Raw genomic sequence first — 24,561 nt, 5'->3', positions numbered from 1 at the left:
CCCCACAGCCAGCCCCAATCAGCCCTAAAGCATCTAAATCAACCCAAAACAGCCCCGGCAAACCCTTCCCCTTTGATTTCCAACGCTCCTGCTTCAAAATCGCGGGGATTGAGATAAATTGGCTGTAGTACCAACAGCACTGTCAGCCCCAAAAAAGCTGGCACGGCCAAAATCGCAAAGCCGACCCGATCGCCCAATTGCTTTGCCCGTGCGATCGGCTATCATCAATGCAGCGGCTGCTTGCCTCCTGTTAAAGCTAAAAGCGGTAAAGTGGCTGTATTTATGAATTGAGCGATCGTGGTAATTTGCCAATAATACAGTCTAATTTTGTCGCTCAAATAGCCATTGAATAAGCGAAATCCGTAGCCAATTAACTCGCCTGAACGATATAGCGTTTTTCAGAAAGATTAGGTACAATAGACCTCTTGCAAAAATAATTAGGACGGGCTCTCCGGCCCGTCCCACAAGAGTTATTTTTTCTTGTGGGACGGGCTGGAGATCCCGTCCCATCAATTGATGAAAAGATTTTTGCAAGAGGTACAATAACAGCAGTGGGTAAGCCTATTCCCAAAATATATAAATTCTCCAGCCAATACTTCGGACAGTTTTTAATTGCCAACAGTAGAATCTAGGTTCCAGGGCAATATGTCAACGAGTACAACGCTGACTAGAAACTCAAAACCTAAGTTCAATTGTGCGGACTCGCGGCCTTACTAAACCCGGTTTCTTCGTAGATTTCTCGTTACCAAACGCAAAACTCGTAGAAACCGGGTTTCTAGCTATTTATGCGCGGGCAATGAAACTGTCCGAAGTATTGTCAAGTGAGTGAGCTATAGATTGAGATTTGAGATTTTAAACTGGGGAATTGGTAATTAACTGGCGAGTACCTCACCTGAAAAGAGAACCGCTATATTGCTCGGAAACTAGATTTAGTATCTGTGCTATAGCAATCCTAAATGATTCTACTCGTTACCAGGAAGAGCCTGGTAACGCAGATCCGGAGGAAGAGCCTCGATTTCGCGAGGCAGAGCCTCGGGACATTGATTCCCAGGCGTTTAGCCTGGGAACCAGTTATTGAAACTGATGCGAGGATTGCTATATGGGAAAAACTTGGTATTACTATCTGACTAACGTCAAAGATCCACAAAAATTATCGGCCGGGCAAGTATGTAAACTGTACCGTCGCCGTTGGAGAGTATAATCGGCGTTTTTACTGACAAAAGGTGTACTCGGATTGTCTTATTTGTGGGTAAGCGGGAATAATGGAGTAGAAATTAAAATTTATGCAACACCGGATATTTTATGCAGTTCGTATAATCAGACAGTAAATTCAAACTGCAAATGTGTTGGGCTGGGATTTAGACTCTTAGATCGAATTAAGGAACAGGGAACAGGGCAGAGGGAGCGGGGAACAGCAAAACTATTTTATGTAGGAACAAGCCTCAAAAGCTGTATCTGAATAGTGTAGAATTGTCAAAAAACAGATGTAACATTACAAGATGCGTAATAATGTGCGTATTGTGGGATCGCAATTCTCTGCGCTCTTAATATTATTACGGAATGTTTAAATTTGTATCTTTTCCTCAATCATTTTATATTCTTTACCAAACTTTTATTTCTTTACTCTAGGTCTTCTTATGTTTGCTTCAAGCAGTTTACAGCACTTTGCAACAAGAGTTAAATACCCCTCAGTTAAAAAATATGTCTTTATGACACACTGCCCCTGCTGCTCGGATCGAATGCTCGGTCACATTCGCCAGAATCACATCTACTGGTTTTGTCGCCCATGTTGGCAAACAATGCCTATTTACAATCTGAACATATCTGGCTCATCGCCCTCTCTAAATTTATTTAGAGAGCTAGGGCTTCAGGAACAACATTCTTGCTCTCTGGAATTTAACCGTTCAATTTAGGGATAATAAAGTTTAGAGATTGTCCTAACGCTAACAGGTTTGCACGCTAAAAAAATTGCTATTTTGCCTCATTTAATCACAAAAATATAGCCCAATAATTTGAATAATAATCTATTAATATATCGCTTAGTTTATGGCTATCACTCGACTCAACCTGATTAGGACATTATGCAAAACACCATTTAAAAGATTGCTACCTCTTCTGCTTGGTGTGTTGGCTTCTCTTGCTGTTTTACTTACGTGGCAACAGCTAACCATCAACGGACAAATTCACATTGAGCAGTTAATTCAGCAGGAAGCCAATGCGATTCAGTCACAACTGAGCAAAGAATTATCAATTCGGATGCTGACACTTCGGCGAATGGCGCATCGCTGGGAAGTGAATGGCGGTACACCAAAGGAGCTTTGGGAAGCCGATGCTGTGGCTCATCTAGAGGATTTCTACGGTTGTCAAGCGATCGAATGGGTCGATCGATCGTTTAAAGTCCGGTGGGTTGTACCATTGGCGAGAAATGAGGCAGCACAAAACTTAGATTTGAGTCGCGATCCTCGCCGCCAAATCGCTTTGCAGGTGGCTCGCGATTTGCGCGAAATGGTCTTAACACACAATATTTTACTCGCTCAAGGGGATAAGGGATTTTTCGTGATTGTTCCTTTATTTGTGGGCGATCGGTTTGATGGGTTTATTGTCGGAGTTTTTCAGTTTAAAACTCTATTTGATAGCATTTTAAAAGTGTCAAATGGCTACAATATAGCTATCTACGATCGCACAGAATCGATCTACGGTCAGAAGCTCCCATCTCAACCCTCGCTACAGAAAACAGCTATAGTTAAAGCATGGCGTGCAGACTGGCGAGTGGAAGTTTCCCCAAATCCAGAATTAATAACATATCTGAAATCTCCTTGGCCAGTAATTGTGCTAATTGGCGGCTTAGTTTTAGCGTGGCTGTTTGCATTAGTTGTGTATATGATGCAAGTAAATTATCGCCAAATCTCTCAATTAAAAAAAACGACTTGTCAGTTGCAGTGGGAGATCGACCAGCGACAACAGGCAGAACTTGAGAACGGTAGACTAGCTGCAATCGTGGAATCTTCGGAAGATGCTATTATCAGTAAAGATTTAGAGGGTGTAATTACAAGCTGGAATTTAGCAGCAGAGAAACTGTTTGGTTATACGGCAACAGAAATAGTAGGGCAATCTATAAGTAAGCTGATTCCAGCAGAATATGAATACGAGAAAGAACAAACTCTCCATAAAATAAAGCGCGGAGAATACATCAAACATTATGATACAAAGCGGCTCAAAAAAGATGGAACATTAGTCGATGTTTCCATCAGTATTTCGCCTATTAAAGATGAGAACGGAAAAGTAATTGGAACCTCAAGGATTGCTCGAAATATCGCCGAACGCAAACAAGCAGAAGTGGCTTTACAGGAAAGCGAAGCTAGATATCGGCAATTGACCGATAACTTAAATGCTGGTTTCGTGATTCACGCGATCGATACCAGCATTCTATTATGCAATTTAACAGCTTGTAAATTATTAGGGCTTTCAATGGATCAAATGCTGGGGAAAACCGCGAGCGATCCGGCATGGCATTTCGTGCGAGAAGATGGCAGTGTAATGCCGATCGAGGAATATCCCGTGCAACGGGTTTTATCCACTATGATTCATATCAAAAATTATGTTCTAGGAATCTACAGCGGAAATCATCCTTTAGTTTGGATATTAGTTAATGCCTACCCAGAATTCGCTCCAAACGGTCAACTCAAACAAATTGTAATTACATTTATTGATATTAGCAAGCACAAACAAGCAGAGGAGGAAATTCAACAAACTCGCAATTTCTTACAAACAATGCTAGATTATTTACCTGTTGCCGTTTTTGTCAAGGATGCACATCCCGAAAATTTTGGCGTACTTCAGTTTTGGAATAAAACCAGCGAGGAGTTATTTGGTATTTCAGCCAAACAAATAATCGGCCAAAGTGGCTATGACTTTTTCCCAACCGAACAGGCAAAATTTTTCGAGCAAAAGGATAGAGAAGTCTTTGTCAAGGGGTGTGCTGAGGATATTCCGCAAGAAGTCATCGATAGTCACAGTCTGGGTAAACGTTGGCTGCATACGGTGAAGATTCCCATTTACGATCGACAGCATCAGCCCCAGTACCTTCTTTGTTTTTCAGAAGATATCACCGATCGCAAACAAGCCGAAGGGGAACGGCGAGAAATGAGTGAGGTCATGGAAAATGCGGTGTCGGGCATTTCCAAACTTGATACTCGAGGACGTTATCTCTACGTCAATAAAGCCTATGCTGACATAACAGGCTATCAGCCAGAACAAATGATCGGGATGCCCTGGCAAAATACCGTACATCCCGACGAATTGCAAAAACTGGTTGCAGCCTATTGGCAGATGGTGCAAGAGGGTAGAGTTGAAGTTGAAACCACAGGAGTTCGTAAGGACGGTTCGGTTTTTTACAAGCAATTGGTGATGATTGCCACTTACGAGGAACAGCACCAACTTTTGGGACATTACTGCTTCATGAAAGATATTAGCGATCGCAAACAAGCCGAAGTTGCACTAGCCCGAGAACTTCTGCGGACTAAAACGTTTTTCAACACTTCCAGGGACGGTGTTGTGGTCATGAATCGGCGCGGAAAGGTGGTCGAAGCCAGTCCTAGTTTTGCTCGAATGCTGGGCTACAGCTTAGAAGAAACCCTGAATATGAATGTCTCTGATTGGGATGTTCAGTGGACGCAGGAAGAACTACAAATCATGATCGATAGAGAGGAGATTGTTCCTTTGTTTGAGACGCGACATCGCCGCAAGGATGGTTCAGTTTATGATGTAGAAATTAGCTGGAACCGGGTAGAATTAGAAGGTGAAATGATGAACTTCTGTATCTGCCGGGATATCAGCGATCGCAAGCGCATTGAAGCGGAACGCCAACAAGCAGAACAGGCACTCCGAGAAAGTGAAGCTCGCTTCCAAGCCTTCATGAATCACAGCCCTGCCCCTGCCTGGATTACCGATGAAAATGGTGTAATTTTCTATGCTAGCCAGACTTATCTCCATACCTTCGAGTTACCCACTGACGATCTGATTGGCAAATCCATTGGTGAACTCTACTCTGCCGCCATCGCCCAACAATTTCTCGACAATATCCAAAGGGTTGCTCAAACCCAGGAGGTAATTGAAACGGTTGAGGTTGCGCCCCGTCGAGATGGAACGCTGGGTGATTTTCTCGTTTACAATTTTCTCATCCCCGACTTATTTGGGCAAATGCTAGTCGGTGGTGTGGCGATCGATCTGACGCAACAACATCAAGCGGAAACCGCTTTACAAATGAGTGAGGAACGCTTAATGCTAGCACTAGAAGCCTCTGGAGATGGACTGTGGGATTGGAACATTAAAACTGGAAAAGTTTACCTGAGTTCCCACTACCAGGAAATGCGGGGCTACAACCCGGGTGAGTTGGTGATGGATTTGAACGTCTGGGAGCAGATGATTCATCCTGATGATAAATTCTGGGTTTTTGAGTATATCAATAGTCACTTGCAAGATAGCTCAATTAAGTATGCCTTTGATTATCGCGTGCGTTGCAAGTCAGGGGAATGGAAGTGGATCGCTGACTACGGGAAAGTCGTTGCCTATGACGAACAGGGTAAGCCTTTACGGATGATTGGAACACACAAAGACATCAGCGATCGCAAACAAAAAGAACTAGCACTGCGACAAGCAATGGAAGCTGCAGAATCAGCAAACATGGCGAAAAGTATCTTCCTCGCCAATATGAGCCATGAACTCCGCACACCCCTCAACGTAATTCTGGGATTTACCCAGGTAATGACCCATGACCCCTCCCTCACTCCCAACCAGCAAGAAGACCTAGAAACCATTCGTCGCAGTGGCGACCATCTCTTGAGTTTGATTAATGATATTTTAGACCTCTCGAAAATTGAATCAGGACACTGCACAATAGAACAAAGTGGATTTGACTTAATTGCCTTGCTACATAACCTGCGAAATATGTTAGCAGAACGAGCCAGTTCTAAAAGACTTGACCTTTGTTTCGAGATTGCTCCCGAAGTTCCCCAATTTATTCTTGCCGACGCTCAAAAACTGCGCCAAGTTTTGCTCAATCTTTTGAGTAATGCGATTAAATTTACCGAGCGGGGAAGCATTACTTTGCGCGTCAGCATCAAGCCTCCCACTACAGAAGTAGCATTCACAACTCGGACTATTCTCCAGTTTGCAGTGAGAGACACGGGTGTAGGGATTGCACCCGAAGAAATTGATACTATCTTCGATGCGTTCGTGCAAGCTCAAGCTGGAAAGCAATCGGTAAGTGGCACAGGGCTAGGATTGACCATCAGCCGCAAACTCTTAGAGCTCCTGGGCGGAGAAATTGCTGTTAGTAGCATCTTAAGACAGGGAACTACATTTACCTTTACTCTCCCCATCACTCCCACCAGTGGAGTTAACCTCACATCCGAACAGCACGATCGCCTCGTGATCGGGCTGGCTCCCGGTCAACCCCACCATCGCATTTTGGTAGTTGACGATCGCCCCGAAAATCGCCTGTTGATAGTCAGATTGCTGACAAAATTAGGATTGGAGGTACGAGAAGCTACCAACGGACAGGAGGCAATCCAGCTATGGCTTGAATGGCAACCCGACCTCACCTGGATGGACATCAGAATGCCCTTGCTAGATGGATACGAAGCCACCAAAAAAATTCGGGCAATGGAACAGGGACAAACCAGCATCATTATTGCACTCACAGCACAGGCTTCTCAGAGCGATCGCACCCTCGCCCTCGCTGCTGGCTGCAACGACTACATCAGCAAACCCTTCCGAGAAAATACCCTATTTCTCAAGATGGCGCAATACCTGGGCTTAGAGTATGTCTACCAGAAAGAGGAAACAGTGCATGAGAAACAGGAAACATACCTCTCCTCTACGATCTCTCCCTTTTCAGATTCCCTCGCTCCAACACTTATGGCAACATTACCAGAAGCATGGCTGGCTCAATTGGAGGAGGATGCTGTATGTGGAGACGATGGGGCGATCGTTGAACTTGTATCTCAACTGTCCCCAGAACTCGCTCAACTTGCTACCCGTCTGACTGAACTTGCCAACCAGTATCAATTTGAGCAAATTCTTCAGCTAATTCACGGCAATTCCCCAACCTGAGTGGGGGATAGGAAAATTATTCAATCCAAAATCCAAAATCGAAAATCCACAATTGACAAGTTTTTAACTTTTAGAATTACTTACTTTAAAATGCAAACACCAACTGCTACCAAACCACCCTCACTCACTCCTTTAGAATTGACAACTTTAGAGCAGTGCAGCGATGAATCAGTGTATGCTCCCGGTTATATTCAACCTTATGGAATAGTTTTGAAGTTGCAAGAAGCTGACCTCAAGATTTTACAAGTGAGTGAAAATGTAAAACTGTTTTTTGGCATAGCGGCAGAAGCATTGCTGGGTCAGCCCTTACAACGGTTATTTTCCCGCGCTCAAGTGCAACGAATTGCCGAATATCTGAGCCCAAACAACCTAGAAATTCATAATCCGTTTGAGCTAAAAACACACCGGAGAATTGCCCAGGTAGAGCGGGGTCGGAAAACTCAGACCTTTAGAAGCACGCTGCATCGGACAGGAGATGGGTTAATTCTGGAACTCGAACCCCAACTTACCACCAAAAAAACTCATTCAATCCACTTCTATCATCGCCTCCAAGCTGCCATCCTCAAACTTCGCAGCGCAACCAACCTTTCCGATTTAGCTCAAACCCTTGCCAGAGAAGTGAAAGTGATTACCGGGTTCGATCGCGTCATGATCTACCGCTTTGAAGCCGACGATCATGGGGTGGTGATTGGAGAAGAAAAAGAAAGCCATTTAGAAAGTTATCTGGGATTGCATTATCCGGCGATCGATATTCCCGCACCCGCCCGCAAATTGTTTTACCGCACCTGGGTGCGCCAAATTCCCGATATCAATTACACACCTTCCCCCCTAATTCCTACTAACAATCCCCTCACCAATACACCCCTGGATCTGAGTGATTGTGTGTTACGGGGAGTCTCTCCCTACCACATCGAATATTTGCAAAATATGCGAGTCGCCGGGTCGCTGACAATTTCGTTAATTGACGATCGGCGTCTCTGGGGATTAATTGCCTGTCACCATTACAGCCCGCGATTGGTGAATTACGAAACGCGCAAAACTTGTGAATTTTTAGGACAATTTGCCTCGATTGAACTGGTGCATCAGCAAGAACGAGAATTGAATGTTTACCGAAAGCAAGTAAAAACTATTCACGATCAACTTCAGCAGGCATTCCAGCGAGAGTCCAATTTTATCGAACAGGTATTGACTCGAAATGCCTCTCAACTGCTAGATTTAGTTCATGCTCAGGGGGCTGCAATTCTGCTTGATGGTCGTCTGACACTGGTGGGTCAAACACCATCTGAATCAGAGATAGGGGAACTTGTAAAGTGGTTGGCGCAACACAACCAGGAACGAGTGTTTGCAACAGCTTCTCTCTATCAGTTGTATCCCGAAGCGAAGCAATTCAAAGATCAAGCCAGCGGTGTTTTAGCAATCTCAATCTTGCTGAGCTATGTCAAAGAAAAGTCATACCACATTCTTTGGTTCCGACCCGAACAAATTCAAACCGTAAACTGGGCAGGTAATCCACAGGATGCCGTCACAATCGATGAAATTGGAGCAATGCACTTGTGTCCCCGGAAGTCGTTTGAACTGTGGAGGCAGACAGTGCGGGAAATGTCTTATCCTTGGCAGGTGGTGGAGTTAGAAGCAGCCGCCGAAATGAGAAACATCCTCATGCTGGCAGTGCTGGAGTTTTCACAAGCTGCCCTAGAACAAGCCGCAGAGCGGGCTGCGATCGCTAACCGCGCCAAAAGCCAGTTTCTTGCCAAGATGAGCCACGAACTCAGAACGCCGCTGAATGCCATTCTGGGATTTACCCAGCTTATGAACCGCAGTCCTAATATTCCATCCGAATTTCTAGAGCATTTAGGTATCATTAGTCGCAGTGGAGAACACCTGCTGACATTAATCAATGACGTTTTGGAAATGTCCAGAATTGAAGCGGGCCAATTGGTACTGAATCCAAGTTGTTTTGATTTGCATCGGCTGCTTTTTTCTATTAACGATATGTTCCTTCTGAAAGCGGCTGAGAAAGGTTTGAATCTGAGTAGTGAGTGGGAGGCTACTGTGCCGCGCTATGTCTGCGGTGATGAAGCCAAAGTTCGCCAAATTTTGATTAATCTGCTAGGGAATGCGATCAAATTTACAACCACAGGAAAGATTGCGCTGCGGGGACGAGCTTTTTCATCAGACGGTATGCCGTCATCGGGAACGCTAAGCGAAGGCGAAGACACCATCAACCAAACCAGTTTGACGCTGCCTATTTCTGTTCCCTATAATCTATGCGATATTAAACAAACAATTACCCTGCATTTTGAGGTTGAGGATACCGGATCTGGTATTGCGCCCTCAGATTTAGAATCTATTTTTGAAGCTTTCATGCAAACCGATTGCGGTCGTCATGCTAAGGGAACTGGTTTAGGACTGTCTATCAGCCGTCAGTTTGCTCGTCTGACGGGAGGGGATATCACAGTCCGAAGCAACCTGAATCAAGGATCGACTTTTACCTGCGAAGTTATTTTGGATCTACCGGAGTCCCTTGATTTAGAAGAAGCTGAAGCCGATCTCGTTATCGGGCTGGAATTAGGGCAACCGATGTACCGAATTCTAGTCGCAGAAGACGTTTCAGAAAATCGGCAATTGCTGGTGAAACTGCTGGAGTCAGTTGGGTTTGAGGTGTGTGCGGTTGAGGATGGGACACAGGCGATCGCCCGCTGGCAAGTATGGCATCCAGACCTGATTTTGATGGACATTCAAATGCCTGTCATGGATGGTTATGAAGCGGCGAGACAGATTCGAGCGCAAGAGTCATTAGTCATTAGTCAGTCGCCATCAGCAGACAACTCTGAGCATCAGATAAATGACAAAGGAAAAATGACCAGCATCATTGCTCTCACTGCATTAGCTTTTGAAGACGATCGCAACGCCAGTCTGCAAGCCGGTTGCGATGACTACATTGCCAAGCCGTTTACTGAAGCCACACTTTTTGACAAAATAGCTTTTCACTTGGGTGTCCGCTACTGCTACGCTGAAAAAGTTCTCCGAGAGTCATCTGTTTTACTACCAAAGACGTTGACTCCAGAAGATTTGAAAACAATGCCTATCGAATGGATTGCAGAAGTCCATGAAGCAGCACTCGATCTGGGCGATCGCAAGCTCTATCAACTCATAGCTCAAATTCCCAAGGAGAAACAAGATATCATTGAGGCAATGATATCGCTGGTTGATAACTTCCAGTTGGAAGCGATCGCAACTCTCACCCAATTTTAGAAAGAAAATTATGGCTACTTTACTTAAACTTGCTGCCCAAACGAATATTCTGATCGTGGACGATACCCCAGACAATCTGCGGTTGTTAGCCAAAATCCTAGAGTCACAGGGCTATATTGTTCGCAAATCGCTCAACGGTAGAATGGCTCTCGAAGGTGTTCGCCGCAACTCTCCGGATCTGATTTTACTTGACATTAATATGCCTGAGATGAATGGGTACGAAGTTTGCAAACAGTTGAAAGCATCTGAAGCAACTGCTCAGATTCCAATCGTTTTTATCAGTGCGCTCGAACGACTCGAAGACAAGGTACGGGCGTTTGAATTGGGTGGTGTAGATTACATCACTAAACCTTTTCAAGAGCAGGAAGTGCTGCTCAGGGTAAAGAATCAATTACTCATTCAACAGCAACACCAACAACTGATCGAACAAAATCAACGTTTAGAACAGGAAATCCAGGAACGTCTGAGGGCAGAGGCAGAAGTAAGGCAGTTATCCCTGACGGATGAATTAACTGGATTATATAACCGACGGGGCTTCTTTTTACTAGCAGAGCAACAACTAAAAATTGCTCGGCGCACGCAAACCTGCTACTATCTTTTATTTGCTGACTTAGATGGTTTGAAAAAGATTAACGACACTTTCGGACACGAAATGGGAGACAGAGTAATCGTTGACGCCGCTCAAATATTGAAGGAAACCTTTCGTGATTCGGATATTGTGGCTCGACTGGGAGGAGATGAATTTGCTTTATTTGTTCCTACTTTTTCGGAGAATTCATATAATTTTTATAATCGGCTGCAAGCTAATATTGATAGCTTTAATCGACAGCACGAGCGAGCCTATCTACTGTCAATGAGTCTAGGGGTGCAGGGTGGGGATTTCAATAATGACTTTTCATTAGAACAATTGGTGGCAAAGGCCGATCGACTTATGTACGAGAATAAACGCACCAAACGCTGTTTAAATCGTTAACTGTTCTTTTGAGAACAGCGATATCCGATCGCAAGAAGCATTATTGATTAAACGCGAACTCAACCGAGAAAGAGTAAACGGAAAACAAGATAGGGAAACAGCTTGAAGACTTTAGCCCCTCAGCCGGAAAACACGATGCAGTACACATCATCACACCTAAACCTGACAGGGTGGCAACCCAATTAAAAGCCCTCCCTGTATTAGGTTAAGGGAACTTGCGATCGAAAGATGTCATTGTTATTGTCCGCAACCCCGATCTAAAATCGACTGACTGATGCTGTATGGGCTGGGAGTTTGCCTGCAGTTGCATTCTTTTTTTAAACTGGTATTATTTGCACAAACCGATTTTATCTATTTGCCAATTCGTGCTAAAATGATGCCTAGCTGAACGGCGATTACTCCGAGTATGGCACTGCCAGCCCAGTAAGAAGCGGCGATGCTGTAAGATCGATCGCGCCACAAGACATTTGTCTCTAAACCGTAAGTTGAAAAAGTAGTATAAGCACCCAAAAAGCCAGTTGCTACCATTAACCGTACTTCCGACGGAATAGTCGGCACCCGTTCAAAAGCGAGGGTGGTAAAAAATCCCATAGCCAAGCAACCAGTCATATTAATAAAAAAAGTTCCGTAGGGAAAAGCCGTCCCGAAACGGTTGGCAAACCACAAGGTGATATAATACCGGCTCAAAGCGCCGGCAACGGCACCTAAACTAATTGCGATCGGATGGCGCAGATTCGGGTCTTGCAGCATACAGCTATTAAATATTTGCTACTTGATATTGAGATGAATTTTAGATTCAGCGGACTTATGTAAAGTATTGTAGGATTAAATTGGCGATCGCTCTAGCTGTTCGCAATTAAAATTAATAGAGAGTATTTATGCAAATTGTGCTGGCAGCAGTAGACGATGACTTAGTTAGAGCTTGGGAAAGCACTTGCGGCAATATAGAAAATGTAAAAATCCACCGCGGCTCAATCTTTGATGTGAAATGCGATGCTATTGTGAGTCCGGCGAATAGTTTTGGGTTCATGGACGGCGGCTTAGATTTAGAGATTGCGGAATATTTTGGAAACCAGGTTCAAGAACGCCTGCAAAAACTAATTCAGACTCGCCATCACGGCGAACTCTTAGTAGGAGTGGCAGAAGTTGTAGACACAGATCATGCTGAAATTCCTTATTTAATCGCTGCCCCAACAATGCGAGTTCCTACAGTTTTAAGAGAGACAGTAAATGTCTATTTAGCAACCCGGGCTATTTTAACGCTCGTAAAATTTGGCTCAGTCCCAGACGGAACGCCAGTCAAACATATCATTGAAACTATCGCTATTCCCGGCATGGGTACGGGAATAGGCAAAGTGCCACCACATATATGTGCCAATCAAATGAAGGTCGCGCTTCAAGATATTCTCCTATCTCAATACGAATTTCCTAAGTCTTGGCTGCACGCCCAAAGGTGTCACCACTTGTTATATTCAAGCGATGTAGAAGATTTGCAGTTAGAAAATTGAAAGGATTAAATCTCCAAATTTTATAGTGTTTAAAAACCAATTTTCTTGGTATTGTGTTTTTTGTGGAGGGACAGAGGAAAAATTTAAGTGCGCTAAACCGTACCTGCAAGTTGGCGGTATCCTACACACAAACTCTACTTTGGTAGATATAGTGTAATGTATAGAACTGAGACCGCTCGACTGCGGAAGCGCAGATTAAAAATTTGATGATGCTGGAACAATAATTGCCGAGTTATTCTGAAAGGCCCGAATAAAATCTGGCGCTATACCTACAAAGTCTGCATCTAGGGACTGTGAGATTTTGTGAAAATGTTTGCTACCAAAGGAGAAGATTGATATGACAGATCCAAAAGTAACCGAGGAACCAGTTTTAGAGGCAACTGTCGAAACGACGGAGCTCGTCAAAAAAGAGATGCCCGAGGCGACTGAGGAGGCGATCGCAGAAACTGCGGCGCTGTTTGAAGCAATTAAAAAACGCGCCGCCGCCGAAGTGCAAGCAGCGGGCGAACTCACCCGCGAAGCTTATTTAAAAGCTGTCAATCAGGCCTCCGGGGCGATCGAAGAAAATAAGGATCTCGCCCACGAGAGAGTCACAGAAGCAGTCAGGCTGATCAAAAAAGAAGCTGAGAAAAATTGGCTGGTGGTGGATGCGATTAAAACGCGGGCGCAAGCGCAGGTGCAAGATGCCGGCGAAGTCAGTCGCGAAGCTTATTTGAAAGCAGTGCGACAAGCGCGAGAAGCGGTGGAACAAAATAAATTGATCGAACGCGATCGCATCGAACAAGCTGTTGACCACATTCAGACGGAAGCTGAAAAGAATTGGCAGGTTATTGTGAGGCAAATTGAGTCGATCGGCACTCGCTTGACAGAAACCGCTAAGTCTGCATGGAATGCGCTAACGGCGTTTTTTGACAAGAAGCATTAAACTCAGATATGAGACCATTTTAAAGAACAGGCAAGATGCCTGTTCCACAAAGATTGAATTTTCTTGTAGAACAGGCAAGATGCCTGTTCATATTTAAAGAACAGGCAAGATGCCTGTTCCACAAAGATTGAATTTTCATTGTGGAACAGGCAAGATGCCTGTTCATATTTAAATTAAAGAACAGGCAAGATGCCTGTTCCACAAAGATTGAATTTTCATTGTGGAACAGGCAAGATGCCTGTTCATATTTAAAGAACAGGCAAGATGCCTGTTCCACAAAGATTGAATTTTCTCGCTTCACAGGCATCTTGCCTGTTCATAAAAGGTTTTGACACTAAGCGCTATAATCAAAAAGCTTTATTTTTAGTCCATAACCCCGAATTATGAGAAGTTACTACTGCGGCGAACTGCGAAGCGAACACATCGGAGAGACTGTCACCCTTTACGGCTGGGTGGATCGCCGCCGCGATCATGGCGGGGTGATTTTTCTGGATGTGCGCGATCGATCGGGTATCGTGCAAATTGTCAGCGATCCCGAACGCACCCCCGATTCCTATCGCGGGGCTGAGGCTTTACGCAGCGAATATGTGGTTAAAATTACCGGGCGAGTCACCGGCCGCCCCGAAGAGTCCCTCAACCCGAAATTGCCTACGGGTGAAGTAGAAATTTATGCTGACCAAATTGAGTTGTTAAATGCGGTTCGCAAACAGTTACCGTTTCAGGTGGCGACGGCGGATACCGAAAACGTGCGGGAAGATTTGCGGCTGAAATATCGATATTTGGACTTGCGGCGCGATCGTATGAGTCGCAATTTGCAGCTTCGCCACCAAGTTGTGAAAGCCATGCGCCGCCACCTGGAAGATGTCGAAGGTTTCATGGAAATTGAAACGCCGATTTTAACTCGGGCGACTCCCGAAGGTGCGAGAGATTATTTAGTTCCCAGCCGCGTCAATCCCGGTGCATGGTATGCTTTGCCGCAGTCGCCGCAGTTGTTCAAACAATTGTTAATGGTGTCTGGTTTTGACAGATATTATCAAATTGCCCGCTGTTTCCGCGATGAAGATTTGCGCGCCGACAGACAGCCGGAATTTACGCAATTGGACATGGAAATGAGTTTCATGTCTGTGGAAGAAGTAATTGCCTTAAATGAAGGTTTAGTCTGCCATATTTTCCAAACTGTCAAAGGCGTTGAATTGCCTTGTCCTTTCCCGCGTTTGACTTACGCAGAAGCGATGGATCGCTACGGTAGCGACAAACCGGACACTCGCTTCGGTATGGAATTAGTCGATGTTTCCGATTTAATGAAAGATTCGGGATTTAAGGTATTTTCCGGGGCGGTTGCTGCGGGCGGAATTGTGAAAGTTTTGCCGATTCCGGGCGGGAATGAGGCGATTTCTAATGTGCGGATTAAACCGGGTCCGAAAGGCGATTTGTTTAAGGAAGCCAGCGAAGCCGGTGCAAAGGGATTGGCTTACATTCGGGTGCGGGATAACGGCGAAATTGATACGATCGGCGCAATTAAGGATAATTTGACGGAAGCACAAAAACAGCAATTGCTCGATCGCACGGGCGCGCAACCAGGTCATTTGTTGTTATTCGCAGCCGCCGACGGGACAACTGTCAATAAGACTTTGGATAGATTGCGTTTGTTCGTGGGTAACGAATTGGGATTGATTGACAAAGACAAGATGAATCTGCTGTGGGTGACAGATTTCCCGATGTTTGAATGGAACGCTGACGAGAAGCGTTTGGAAGCATTGCATCACCCGTTTACTGCGCCGCATCCCGACGATATTAATGATTTGAAAACTGCGAGAGCTCAAGCTTACGATTTGGTGTTAAACGGCACAGAAGTGGGCGGCGGTTCTCTGCGGATTTACCAGCGGGAAGTTCAGGAAAAGGTGTTTGAGGCGATCGGCTTATCGACTGAGGAAGCTTACAATAAATTTGGCTTTTTGTTGGATGCGTTTGAGTATGGAACTCCGCCCCACGGAGGAATTGCCTACGGTTTGGATCGGTTGGTAATGCTGTTAGCTGGTGAGGAATCTATTCGGGACGTAATGGCTTTTCCGAAGACGCAGCAAGCGGGGTGTTTGTTGACAAATGCGCCGTCTGGTGTGGATGAGAAGCAGTTGAAGGAGTTGCAAGTGCGATCGACTTATACGCCCAAGTCATAAGCGGGTTGCGACTTAGGCAAAGCCGATGTGTCATGCTGAGAGAAGGGAAGCATCTCGATCGGTGCTTCACTACACTGCGTTTTGTTCAGCATGACAGACACGATTCTGCGTCCTGGACTGTCATTGAGTCAAAACTTTCGCTGATACTGTATGCTATAGTTACATTCCACGTCTTTAGACTAAAAACGCTATAATTATCATAATCGAAAATAGGTAAAAACGATGTCAACAGTTTATCGTTTAAAAGCCAGCGAACTCAACCATCATTTTTTAGAACAAATTAAGGCGACTTTTGGAGATAAAGAGATTGAAATAATTGTTTCTGAGTGTGATGAAACCGAATATCTTTTGAAATCAGAAGTCAACAAAAATCGACTTTTAAAAGCTATTGAAAATGTTAAAGAGCGGCAAAATTTAGTTGAATTTAACTTACAGAATTTGCAATGAGCAGAAGAATTGTTTTTGAATCTTCTGCTTTTGCAGATTTTAATGAATGGGCAAAATTAGACAAAAAGATTTATCGCAAAATTGTAGAATTGATTAAAGATATAGACCGCTCACCGTTTGAAGGATTGGGCAAACCTGAACCTCTGAAATACGAGTTAAGTGGTTTTTGGTCTAGGCGCATTGATAACGAACATCGTTTAGTTTACCAAGTTACGGATCGAGAAATTGCGATCGCGGCTTGTAAGTATCATTACACTGAATAGATGTGATTGCGTTTCCGAAGAGGCAGCAGGCGGGTTGTGTCCTGACAAATGCGCCGTCTGGTGTGGATGAGAAGCAGTTGAAGGAGTTGCAAGTGCGATCGACTTATACGCCCAAGTCATAAGTATGTAAAATACCTTGACCATTCTCAATAATCCTTTCATGGCGGGCTAGAAGCAACGGCGCACAATAAAATTCATCTGTTGTGGAACAGGCCGAAAAGCCTGTTTTTGAGAATGGTGCAAGATGTGTGATAAAATAGAGATCAAACAAAAAAAATGTTTTCGTATTAACACTTTTTTAAACGGCTATGGCAATAATTATGATTCAAGTTGATGAAAATATTAAGACAGCTTTTGAAGAAGCTAGTCCTAAGACTCAGCAAGAGTTAAGTTTGATTATTCAATTGTTTTTTAGAGAAAATTTACACAATAAAACTTTAACGCAGGTTATGGCAGAAATTTCCGATCGGGCCACGCAGCGAGGCTTAACGCCTGAAATTTTACAAGACATTTTAGCAGATAATGAATATAGTTTAGGATAATAATTTTAATTGATTTTGCCTAAAAAATCTTTGTACGTTGAAATTTCCGTCCCCTCAAAATTCACCAAACTCAATAAATCTCCATCTCCTGTAATCAAAAAATCAGCTTGACTATCTTTCGCTAAAGCCAACAAATAATTATCTTTAGCATCTCTACAAATAGAGACTTCCGAGGTTATTTCTATCCATAGACCAATGATTCTCAACAATTCAAGCAATTCTTGGACTTTCGTTACCGGAAAATACTTTTGGAGTTTTGGTCTTTGAGTTACCAGATTGATTTCTTCGATTATTTGTTCGCACAAGACAACTTGGATAGCTTGATCCACTATTAATTTTTTGAGATTAGCTAATTCTTTGCCAATCAAGAAGCTAATCCAAAGATTAGTGTCTATAATTACTTTAAGGGCTGGTTTTTCTGGCATGAATTTCGCTTCGGACTGCTTCTACTTCTTGGGTGATAGTTTCTAAAGAAAGCTCGTCGGTTCTAAATGACTCCAAAAGAGCTGTTAATTTACTGTTTAATACTTCTTTTTCCAGCTCTTGACTTAACTGCAATTTTTCTGGATAGGGCAGTTGTTTGACTAGGGCTAAAATTTGTTCAAAGTTTAGGGAAAGTTGATAGTTAGCTAGAGTCATTGTTCGTTATGTTTAGGGCTTGTCGATATTTTATCTCAATTTTTTGGATTTAGGATGGCTTCAAGTCTCGAAAACAGTCCGTTGCAGGTAGATATCGGCGGGGCGATCGAGGTTATCGAATTTGCTGCCGTCGATGCAGAGGAGTTGGATAGAAGGCGTGCAGCTTGGTTTCGGTGAGTTGGGGGAGTTGGGCGAGGTTGAGGATTAGGGTGTGGATATGCTATAATTAATTAGAGAGTGAAAGGAACCATGAACTATGAAAAGCCCCCTTGAACTTGACGAAGAATTGGTTAAAGAAGCCTTTCGCTTAACCAATTTCAAGACAGAAAAAGAACTGATTGACTTTGCTTTGCAAGAATTAATTCGCACCCGTAAAAAGCGGAACCTACTTGATTTAAGCGGACAAATTCAATTTGCGATCGACTACGACTACAAAGCTTTGCGGGAAAACCGAAATGTTTCTGATTGATACCTCAGTCTGGATCAGCGTTTTCCGCGACAAGACAGGTGTAGTACGCCAATCCCTGGAAGCAATAATCAAGGATGAAAGTATTTTTCTGAACAGATTTACTCAGATGGAACTTTTGCAAGGTTGTCGAGATGAAAGGGAGTGGACACTATTAGAAACTTATCTCCAAGAACAGGACTACATCGAGTCTACGCCTAATACTTGGGTAGCGGCTGCTCGGATTTACTACGATTTGCAACGACAGGGGTTAACGGTTAGAAGTAGTATCGACTGTTGCATTGCCCAACTGGCGATCGAACACCAACTTATTCTAGTTCATAACGATCGCGATTTTGAAACAATTCAGAGAGTGCGATCGCTCAATTGCTTGCGCTTCCGGCCTGACAATAATTAAAGATTAATTTGAGTTTGAGTTGGTGAGGATGGGGTGAAGGCTGAAATGATTACGGAAAGTATCTGTAAATCTCTTTGCGGTGGAGTATCCTGACGAAATAGACTACGCCATCCTTAACTTTAATACCGATTCGGTAATCACCCACTCTAAGGCGATAGTAGTCTGCATCACCTTTTAGTTTTTTAACATTGCTGACTTCATTTAATTTTTCGGCCTTCTCAACTTCTTCTATCGCTTCCTGAATTCTTTGAAACAAGTCGGCATCAAGAATCTTCAGCAAATCCTTTTCAAAGCTTTTTCTAAACTCAACATTCATGGTTGTCTCTTCAGGATTTTGAAGATTTGCTCGCGGCTGACTGTTTCAGTATTTTCGCCTTCTTTGATAGCATTTTCCATCCCTATATCTTCTAGGGCTTCTGTTAAAATTTCAGAAAATACTTCTTTTTGTTCTTTTAATAACTCAAAAATCGCTGCTTTGAGCAATTCTTTAAGTTTGGTTTCGTCTAGAGTAATTTCAGACATTGCTTTTTTTGTAGGATTATTTTTAGGTTTTTATTTTATCACGAAATGCGGCAAATTTATTTTTAATTTAATTAAATTTATTCTAGCCAACGTTGGTTTGCGGGTAGTCAGAAACCGGGTTTTTTACGGAAATACTGCATCCGGGCCTTTAACTGTCGTGAAAAACCCGGTTTCTTTGGTATTTATGGGTAAGCCCTAAATGAGACAGAAAGGTCGATCGCACTTTTTCAATTCGTGCGATCGCCCTCAAAGACTACTCTTTCCAGTAACGGGTTAAAATCCGAATCACCTCACCCGCTAGAGGCGATGGTAGAGGCGGGCTCCATTCTCCAACTTGTGCAAAACCCAAAACGTGCAACAGATTAACAATGCTTTCTACCGCTTTGGGAACGCCGCACAGCAGCAAACGGATCGGTTGCTTACCTTGAGGTACATCAGGAATTTCTTCCCGGAGCAATTCAGGAACTGACTTTGGCGGTGATATCATAGAGTTTCCTCCTAAATATGGGAGTTCAAGCCCCCACCGAACGATTGCGAGTCTGGCCGGTGGGGGTTTTGTGTTTGACTATTACACGGTATCACACCGTGTGTCACTAAGCAAGAGGCGTACAAAGAAAGTACGATCGATTTATGAAGTAAATTCCCAGTTGCCTAACTTGCCAGCAAAAAACCTAAAACGAGTCACCAGCTACGTTCCTCCAAACGCCTACAACGTCTTGGAAGATTGGGCCAAGAAAGAAGACCGGACAGTCAGCAATCTCGTAAGTCGGATTGTCTCTGAAGCTGTAGATGCTTACTTGGCTAAAAAGACTACAGAAGATGAACCCAGCAGCAATTAACCTTTGATCTCTACGCTGATGGGTCATTCTCAACTGCCAACCTGTCGGGCCGTTGATTTTGTGTTGGAGTGGGGTTTGGTTTGTGGGTGTTTAGATTACTATAGCCTAAACTAGATTGTGGTGTGCTACCTCGGCTTAAAATTTTTCTAAAAAATTTGCAGCCAGCTAAAATGACATGGTGAACACGCTACCCCCAAACAATGTGAGTCCTGCAAAATCTCCTAGAGTTGCCTTTTACCCGCCACCTGAAGTGAAGGAGAAGTTAGAAAAACTGGCGAGCATTGAGCGTCGTTCGATTTCGCAAATGGCATTACTTTTGGTGGAGGAAGGTCTCGAAAGAGCCCAGAAGGAAGGCAAATTCAATGAATCCAAAGACGATTAAGCCACTAACTCTGCCCTCGCTGCCGCTAGTCGAGCGATCGCTCTTCAATAAGAGAAAGATCGATCGCGCTTCACAAAAAAATCCGCAGGCGACAGCCGAGGCGGCAGCCATCGACCTGACAAATTACTCTTTCCAGTAACGGGTTAAAATCCGAATCGCCTCACCCGCTAGAGGCGATGGTAGAGGCGGGCTCCATTCCCCAAATAAAAGCAAAACCTAAAACGTGCAGCAGATTGACGATGCTTTCTACGCCTTTGGGAATGCCACAAATCAGCAAGCGGATCGGTTGTTTGCCCGTCGGTACATTGAGAATTTCTTCGCGCAGCAGTTGGGGAACGGACTGTGGCGGTGATATCATAAAGTTTCCTCCTGAATATGGGAGTTCAAGCCCATGTTATAAGTAATAGATTGTGGTTTACCGATCCGAATGTTGTTTGCTTCAAATGCTTGACGCACCCGTAGACGGAACTCGCGTCCAACACTCCACTGTTGCATCGGTGCTGTTTTAAGCCAAACGCGCACTAGCATTCCAGTGTGAGAGAGGTCATCAATGCCCAATACTTCGGGTGGTTCGGGTAGACGATCGCACCAATCAGGTTCCTGATACATCTGCTGCGAGACTTGGCGCAACACATCGAGAACTTGTTTGGGGTCATTGTCATAGTCCACCACAATGGAAAAATCAACTCTTGACCAGAGGCGAGTTAAATTGCAGACATTTGCGATCGCACTGTTGGGAATTGTAATGAGTTGACCTTCACTATTACGGAGTTGAGTCACTCGCAGGTTGAGATTTTCGACCAAACCACCCTTGTTATCAATCTGAATCACATCTCCCAGGGCAAATTGATCTTCGATCAAAATCAAGCAACCGTTGACCAGATCTTTAATCAAGCTTTGGGAACCAAAAGAAATTGCTAACCCAAAGATCGCACCTCCTGCCACAATCGAACTGGTCGGAACATTAAACAGATCCAGTGTCCAAATAATTCCAATGATTACCAAAATAAAGGTGGCGAGTCCTTTTAGGGCTTCAGCAATGGTGGTACTTCTTAGGGCAATGCGTTGTGCTTCTGGGAGTGGGATGAGTGGATTGACTGTCCAGGAATGCAACAAGCGATCGATTAAACTTTTGCTGATGCGGATTGCTAAACTAATGCTAAACCAGATCGCAATCAATGCCAGGGGTGTTGACCAGACGTAAACACTCCATTGCATTAACAAGGGGATAATTGAGATGATGCGTGCAATGCCGACGTACCACATCAAGATGAAAATCCAGAACAACGCCCATTGGAGAAATTTGTCAAGATCTAATCGACGCTTCACACTAAATTGGTGTTGCAGGATTGCCAGAAATTGCGATCGCACATCTGCAATCTCTCTCGCTTCGGTGTCTTCTCCTGCAATCGTCTCTGATGAAATACTGGGTTCTGACTGATGCGTTTTTTTCGCTTCTGCATTCGCCAAGGGCACACGATTAGTAGACGCAGTTAATTGCTCTTGATACTGGCTCTCCAGAGTGTTTTGTCTGCGGGTCAAAATTCGTCGCAGAAACCAAATTACAGCACTGGCAATCAGCAATCCCAGTAAGATTTGCAATGCCTGCCCCAATCGTTGTCGAACGGCTTCAGGTGTCGTTAACTGCTTGAACCGAGCGACTTCATCTTGAAGAATCGTTTGCCATGCCTGAGTTAATTCGTCCAGGGTTTTACCGTTAAAGTCAGCATCTGGTTCTGTCAACGTCACGAATCGGATCGGGCGAGAAGATCGATCGTCACTAATTTGGATAATGGGTCGATTATTGAGTGTAGCGATCGTCACAATTGGTGTTTGTTTAGCAGAGTAAGTTCGATAGAAAACCCGCCACAGCCGCTCATTCACGTCCTGTGCCCGAACTTCAACTGGAAGAGATCCATCTGGGATTTTGTCTCGATTAAAAATTGTATGAGAGGTCACTTTAAACAACTCTTTACCGTCCAGCGGTGATTTGATTGAAGCTGTTTCATATTCTCCGTGGCGGCTGACCTCAGATGGAGGACTGAAGGAATTATTCGCAGCACCAGATGGTAGGGAAGGCACTTGACTCTGGGCGATCGCACCCCAACCTATCACCAGCGCGATCGTCATGAGGCTAATTAGCACAAACCGGATTGTGAGACGAAGGAATCGATTAAACGGGAACATATTTGTCGGGACGTGATTGAGCAACCTGATATTGAAGCTAGGCTCACCATTAAGAAGAATACCGTCAATAGTTTGGTAACGGTGAGACGAAGGAAGTCAACAAAGCACTAACCTCGCAATCGCACCAGTTCGTCTCGCCAAGAGGCAACCAACGCATCGGTCTCCACGTCTCGCCCAGCGTGCTTCACCCGCCATTTGCGGATCGCCAGTTCGTCTTGCGCCCGCACGATCGCCGCCGAGGTGCGCCCATTGGTATGGGGAATGCGGCGCGTTCTAAAAATGCGATCGCCCTTCACCTGTTCATATTCTTCTGGCGTAATTACAGGTTCCCGCTCATCTGCCAATTCTTCCCGAATCACCTGCCGCTCCCAAATGCCACTCTGCCACAGCATGATTCCTACAAGCAGAAAAAAGGGAAAAAAGCCAATTAATCTAAAGGCACTATGGGTTATCCACTGGTTTAAAAAGGGTTCAATCACCTCGGAAACCACTTTAGGAGTTGATTCGTCATGCAATGGCTTCCCAGTTGTTAGAAAGACAAATAGGTACACCAATAGACCGATACCATTATTGAGAAAATGCCCCGAAAACCCCAACAACCAGCCCCCCAGCGGAGCCGCGCAGCGCAACCAGCGGCGTGTTGTTTGCCGAGCCAGCCCCAATCCCATACCAAACAGCCCTGTAAACATTGCATGTCCTGCTAGCCCAAACAGAGCAAAACGATCCGCTAGCTGGAAATACAGCGGTACATCCCCTGTTCGGACATATCCTTGCAGTACATACAAGGGCGCTTCCACCAAGTTGAAGCCAATCCCTACCAGCGCACCGTAGATAAAGCCATCTCGAACATCATCAAATTCAGCCCGCAGCAGCCAGAACAACAGCAGCACTCCCAGCCCTTTCGTGGTTTCCTCCACAAGCGGACCTGCTATGGGAGCACCCAGAACCAGTCCGGCATCCGCGCCGAAAACTGCCTGCACATCAGGATGCACTTTCACAAAGCCAGATATAGCAGTGAGGATGTAGTTGTTAAGCGGGAGGGCTAATCCGGTGGCAATCAGAGCGCCCCACAGCAAAGCGATCGAGTAAAGCCACCTCGATTCTGGTTCTCGGCGATCGAGAAACCACAAAATTGCCAGGGTAATCAGCGTCAGTAAGATCATCCCTGCCAGAGCGATGAAAAATATCTGGAGACCCACTGGGGGAAGACCTGAGAATTCCCTTATAAAGGATGACGTGCTAATGGCAATTAATACAGCCAAAACAATGAGGATAAACACAGCATTGCGGGGGCGGCTTAAGCGCGAACCATAGAAAAGTCTGGCTCTGTTAGCTAACGACATAGGCACCTCATGATTATCGAAAGAAAGGGTATTGAAGGCAGGGGTAACGTTGGTGGACTAAGCGACGCTGACTGGCGATCGCGCTCATAAAAACAATACGGGAAGCGGGAAACGAGCGTGGCTTTAGCCCGCTCGTGGTAAGCGAGTCGGGGACTTGAGTCCCCGTGTTCTTTTTTGCTATCTCTACTGAGAGATTGTGTTATATAGCAATCCTCGCATCAGTCGCAAAATCGAGCGAGACCAGAATCCTTGCAGTGCGAGCCAGAAAGCTCGCGTATAATGCAAGCAAATCATTTAGGATTGCTATAGCCCTCTTCTGTCACTCTGGGACAATAAAAATGAGAGCTAAAATTTTAACTGTAGATAGAGCGAGCCTTTGAGCGTTTATTTTCTAACAGAATGGCTGAAATCAAGATTTTTGGTAAAAGTCTGATGCTATCAGCATCCCAGATTATTTTATGCCGAAAGTGACAGAAGAGGGATATATAGCAATCCTAAATGATTTTAAAAATAGTACGCGAGCAAGATGCTCGCACTACAAGGATTCCGATCTCGCTCGATTTTGCGACAGATTTAGGACTGC

The 24,561-nt window shown here is 44.5% G+C and carries 25 protein-coding genes and 1 pseudogene; 16 read left to right on the top strand and 10 right to left on the bottom strand.

Translation table 11 applies throughout. The features are described 5' to 3' along the window. Positions 1-38: 38 nt before the first annotated feature. Complete coding sequence (locus QUA56_RS29740; RefSeq protein WP_333365461.1) at positions 39-197, bottom strand: hypothetical protein; 159 nt, start codon at positions 195-197, stop codon at positions 39-41. A 905-nt stretch (positions 198-1,102) separates the two neighbouring features. Here QUA56_RS29740 and QUA56_RS29735 point away from each other — a divergent pair. From QUA56_RS29735 to QUA56_RS29720, 4 genes and pseudogenes are all read left to right on the top strand, one after another. Beyond that, positions 1,103-1,291 (top strand): annotated as a pseudogene (locus QUA56_RS29735) (IS4 family transposase); the annotation flags it as partial. Between the two features lie 812 nt (positions 1,292-2,103). After that, on the top strand, positions 2,104-7,113 hold the full coding sequence (locus tag QUA56_RS29730) for a PAS domain S-box protein (RefSeq protein ID WP_333365459.1): 5,010 nt from the start codon (positions 2,104-2,106) through the stop codon (positions 7,111-7,113). Between the two features lie 90 nt (positions 7,114-7,203). Further along, a complete protein-coding gene (locus QUA56_RS29725; RefSeq protein ID WP_333365456.1) occupies positions 7,204-10,368 on the top strand; it encodes a response regulator in 3,165 nt (1,054 codons plus the stop codon). A 10-nt stretch (positions 10,369-10,378) separates the two neighbouring features. Then, complete coding sequence (locus QUA56_RS29720) at positions 10,379-11,341, top strand: diguanylate cyclase (protein ID WP_333365454.1); 963 nt, start codon at positions 10,379-10,381, stop codon at positions 11,339-11,341. A 351-nt stretch (positions 11,342-11,692) separates the two neighbouring features. Here the strand turns inward: QUA56_RS29720 and crcB are convergent, their stop codons facing one another. Next, positions 11,693-12,091: a fluoride efflux transporter CrcB gene (gene crcB, locus QUA56_RS29715; RefSeq protein WP_333365451.1), complete on the bottom strand. Its 399-nt coding sequence runs from the start codon at positions 12,089-12,091 to the stop codon at positions 11,693-11,695. A 128-nt stretch (positions 12,092-12,219) separates the two neighbouring features. On the opposite strand from crcB, the gene QUA56_RS29710 reads away from it, so the two are divergent. From QUA56_RS29710 to QUA56_RS29685, 6 genes are all read left to right on the top strand, one after another. After that, positions 12,220-12,849 (top strand): macro domain-containing protein, encoded by a 630-nt coding sequence (locus QUA56_RS29710; protein ID WP_333365448.1) that lies wholly within the window; start codon positions 12,220-12,222, stop codon positions 12,847-12,849. Between the two features lie 337 nt (positions 12,850-13,186). Further along, positions 13,187-13,774: a hypothetical protein gene (locus QUA56_RS29705; RefSeq protein ID WP_333365445.1), complete on the top strand. Its 588-nt coding sequence runs from the start codon at positions 13,187-13,189 to the stop codon at positions 13,772-13,774. A 383-nt stretch (positions 13,775-14,157) separates the two neighbouring features. Beyond that, complete coding sequence (gene aspS, locus QUA56_RS29700) at positions 14,158-15,951, top strand: aspartate--tRNA ligase (protein WP_333365442.1); 1,794 nt, start codon at positions 14,158-14,160, stop codon at positions 15,949-15,951. Positions 15,952-16,173: 222 nt separating this feature from the next. Further along, positions 16,174-16,398, top strand: coding sequence for a hypothetical protein (locus tag QUA56_RS29695; RefSeq protein WP_333365439.1), 225 nt, complete (start codon positions 16,174-16,176; stop codon positions 16,396-16,398). Then, positions 16,395-16,661 carry a Txe/YoeB family addiction module toxin gene (locus QUA56_RS29690; RefSeq protein WP_333056963.1) on the top strand — a complete coding sequence of 89 codons (267 nt, stop codon included), beginning with the start codon at positions 16,395-16,397 and terminating at the stop codon, positions 16,659-16,661. Before QUA56_RS29695 ends, QUA56_RS29690 begins: the two co-directional genes overlap by 4 nt. A gap of 308 nt (positions 16,662-16,969) precedes the next feature. Continuing rightward, positions 16,970-17,203: a hypothetical protein gene (locus tag QUA56_RS29685; protein WP_333365436.1), complete on the top strand. Its 234-nt coding sequence runs from the start codon at positions 16,970-16,972 to the stop codon at positions 17,201-17,203. A 5-nt stretch (positions 17,204-17,208) separates the two neighbouring features. Here QUA56_RS29685 and QUA56_RS29680 read toward each other — a convergent pair whose 3' ends face one another. Both QUA56_RS29680 and vap15 read right to left on the bottom strand, forming a co-directional pair. Continuing rightward, on the bottom strand, positions 17,209-17,628 hold the full coding sequence (locus QUA56_RS29680) for a putative toxin-antitoxin system toxin component, PIN family (RefSeq protein ID WP_333365434.1): 420 nt from the start codon (positions 17,626-17,628) through the stop codon (positions 17,209-17,211). Continuing rightward, positions 17,606-17,842 (bottom strand): type II toxin-antitoxin system VapB15 family antitoxin, encoded by a 237-nt coding sequence (gene vap15 / locus QUA56_RS29675; protein WP_190655710.1) that lies wholly within the window; start codon positions 17,840-17,842, stop codon positions 17,606-17,608. Before vap15 ends, QUA56_RS29680 begins: the two co-directional genes overlap by 23 nt. A 54-nt stretch (positions 17,843-17,896) precedes the next feature. On the opposite strand from vap15, the gene QUA56_RS29670 reads away from it, so the two are divergent. From QUA56_RS29670 to vapC, 3 genes are all read left to right on the top strand, one after another. After that, a complete protein-coding gene (locus tag QUA56_RS29670; protein WP_333365431.1) occupies positions 17,897-18,019 on the top strand; it encodes a hypothetical protein in 123 nt (40 codons plus the stop codon). A gap of 79 nt (positions 18,020-18,098) precedes the next feature. Continuing rightward, positions 18,099-18,311: a type II toxin-antitoxin system VapB family antitoxin gene (locus QUA56_RS29665; protein ID WP_333365428.1), complete on the top strand. Its 213-nt coding sequence runs from the start codon at positions 18,099-18,101 to the stop codon at positions 18,309-18,311. Further along, positions 18,298-18,705: a type II toxin-antitoxin system VapC family toxin gene (gene vapC, locus QUA56_RS29660; RefSeq protein WP_333365426.1), complete on the top strand. Its 408-nt coding sequence runs from the start codon at positions 18,298-18,300 to the stop codon at positions 18,703-18,705. Before QUA56_RS29665 ends, vapC begins: the two co-directional genes overlap by 14 nt. Positions 18,706-18,754: 49 nt before the next feature. Here vapC and QUA56_RS29655 read toward each other — a convergent pair whose 3' ends face one another. From QUA56_RS29655 to QUA56_RS29645, 3 genes are all read right to left on the bottom strand, one after another. Then, complete coding sequence (locus QUA56_RS29655; protein ID WP_333365423.1) at positions 18,755-19,021, bottom strand: type II toxin-antitoxin system RelE/ParE family toxin; 267 nt, start codon at positions 19,019-19,021, stop codon at positions 18,755-18,757. Beyond that, a complete protein-coding gene (locus tag QUA56_RS29650; protein WP_006633400.1) occupies positions 19,018-19,227 on the bottom strand; it encodes a hypothetical protein in 210 nt (69 codons plus the stop codon). Before QUA56_RS29650 ends, QUA56_RS29655 begins: the two co-directional genes overlap by 4 nt. Before the next feature lie 253 nt (positions 19,228-19,480). Then, a complete protein-coding gene (locus QUA56_RS29645; protein ID WP_333365420.1) occupies positions 19,481-19,714 on the bottom strand; it encodes a hypothetical protein in 234 nt (77 codons plus the stop codon). Positions 19,715-19,814: 100 nt separating this feature from the next. Here QUA56_RS29645 and QUA56_RS29640 point away from each other — a divergent pair, with 100 nt between their 5' ends. The 3 genes from QUA56_RS29640 (at position 19,815) to QUA56_RS29630 (ending at position 20,587) form a co-directional block, all read left to right on the top strand. Then, the gene (locus QUA56_RS29640; RefSeq protein ID WP_333197584.1) at positions 19,815-20,066 is read left to right on the top strand and encodes a ribbon-helix-helix domain-containing protein; all 252 of its coding nucleotides are present in this window, start codon (positions 19,815-19,817) and stop codon (positions 20,064-20,066) included. Between the two features lie 175 nt (positions 20,067-20,241). Beyond that, entirely contained in the window at positions 20,242-20,448 is a 207-nt protein-coding gene (locus QUA56_RS29635) for a ribbon-helix-helix domain-containing protein (RefSeq protein ID WP_293336674.1), read from the top strand. Next, positions 20,429-20,587: a hypothetical protein gene (locus QUA56_RS29630; RefSeq protein ID WP_333365414.1), complete on the top strand. Its 159-nt coding sequence runs from the start codon at positions 20,429-20,431 to the stop codon at positions 20,585-20,587. The genes QUA56_RS29635 and QUA56_RS29630 overlap by 20 nt, the downstream gene beginning before the upstream one ends. 21 nt (positions 20,588-20,608) lie before the next feature. On the opposite strand, the gene QUA56_RS29625 is transcribed toward QUA56_RS29630, so the two are convergent. The 3 genes from QUA56_RS29625 to QUA56_RS29615 form a co-directional block, all read right to left on the bottom strand. Next, complete coding sequence (locus QUA56_RS29625; RefSeq protein WP_333365411.1) at positions 20,609-20,806, bottom strand: hypothetical protein; 198 nt, start codon at positions 20,804-20,806, stop codon at positions 20,609-20,611. Beyond that, positions 20,803-22,593, bottom strand: coding sequence for a mechanosensitive ion channel family protein (locus QUA56_RS29620; protein ID WP_333365408.1), 1,791 nt, complete (start codon positions 22,591-22,593; stop codon positions 20,803-20,805). The genes QUA56_RS29625 and QUA56_RS29620 overlap by 4 nt, the downstream gene beginning before the upstream one ends. 149 nt (positions 22,594-22,742) lie before the next feature. Beyond that, positions 22,743-23,978 carry a PrsW family intramembrane metalloprotease gene (locus QUA56_RS29615; RefSeq protein WP_333365405.1) on the bottom strand — a complete coding sequence of 412 codons (1,236 nt, stop codon included), beginning with the start codon at positions 23,976-23,978 and terminating at the stop codon, positions 22,743-22,745. Positions 23,979-24,561 lie beyond the last annotated feature (583 nt).

This window comes from Microcoleus sp. N3A4 (genome assembly GCF_036701805.1).
GTDB lineage: Bacteria > Cyanobacteriota > Cyanobacteriia > Cyanobacteriales > Microcoleaceae > Microcoleus.
This window is presented reverse-complemented; position numbering and strand designations above follow the sequence as displayed.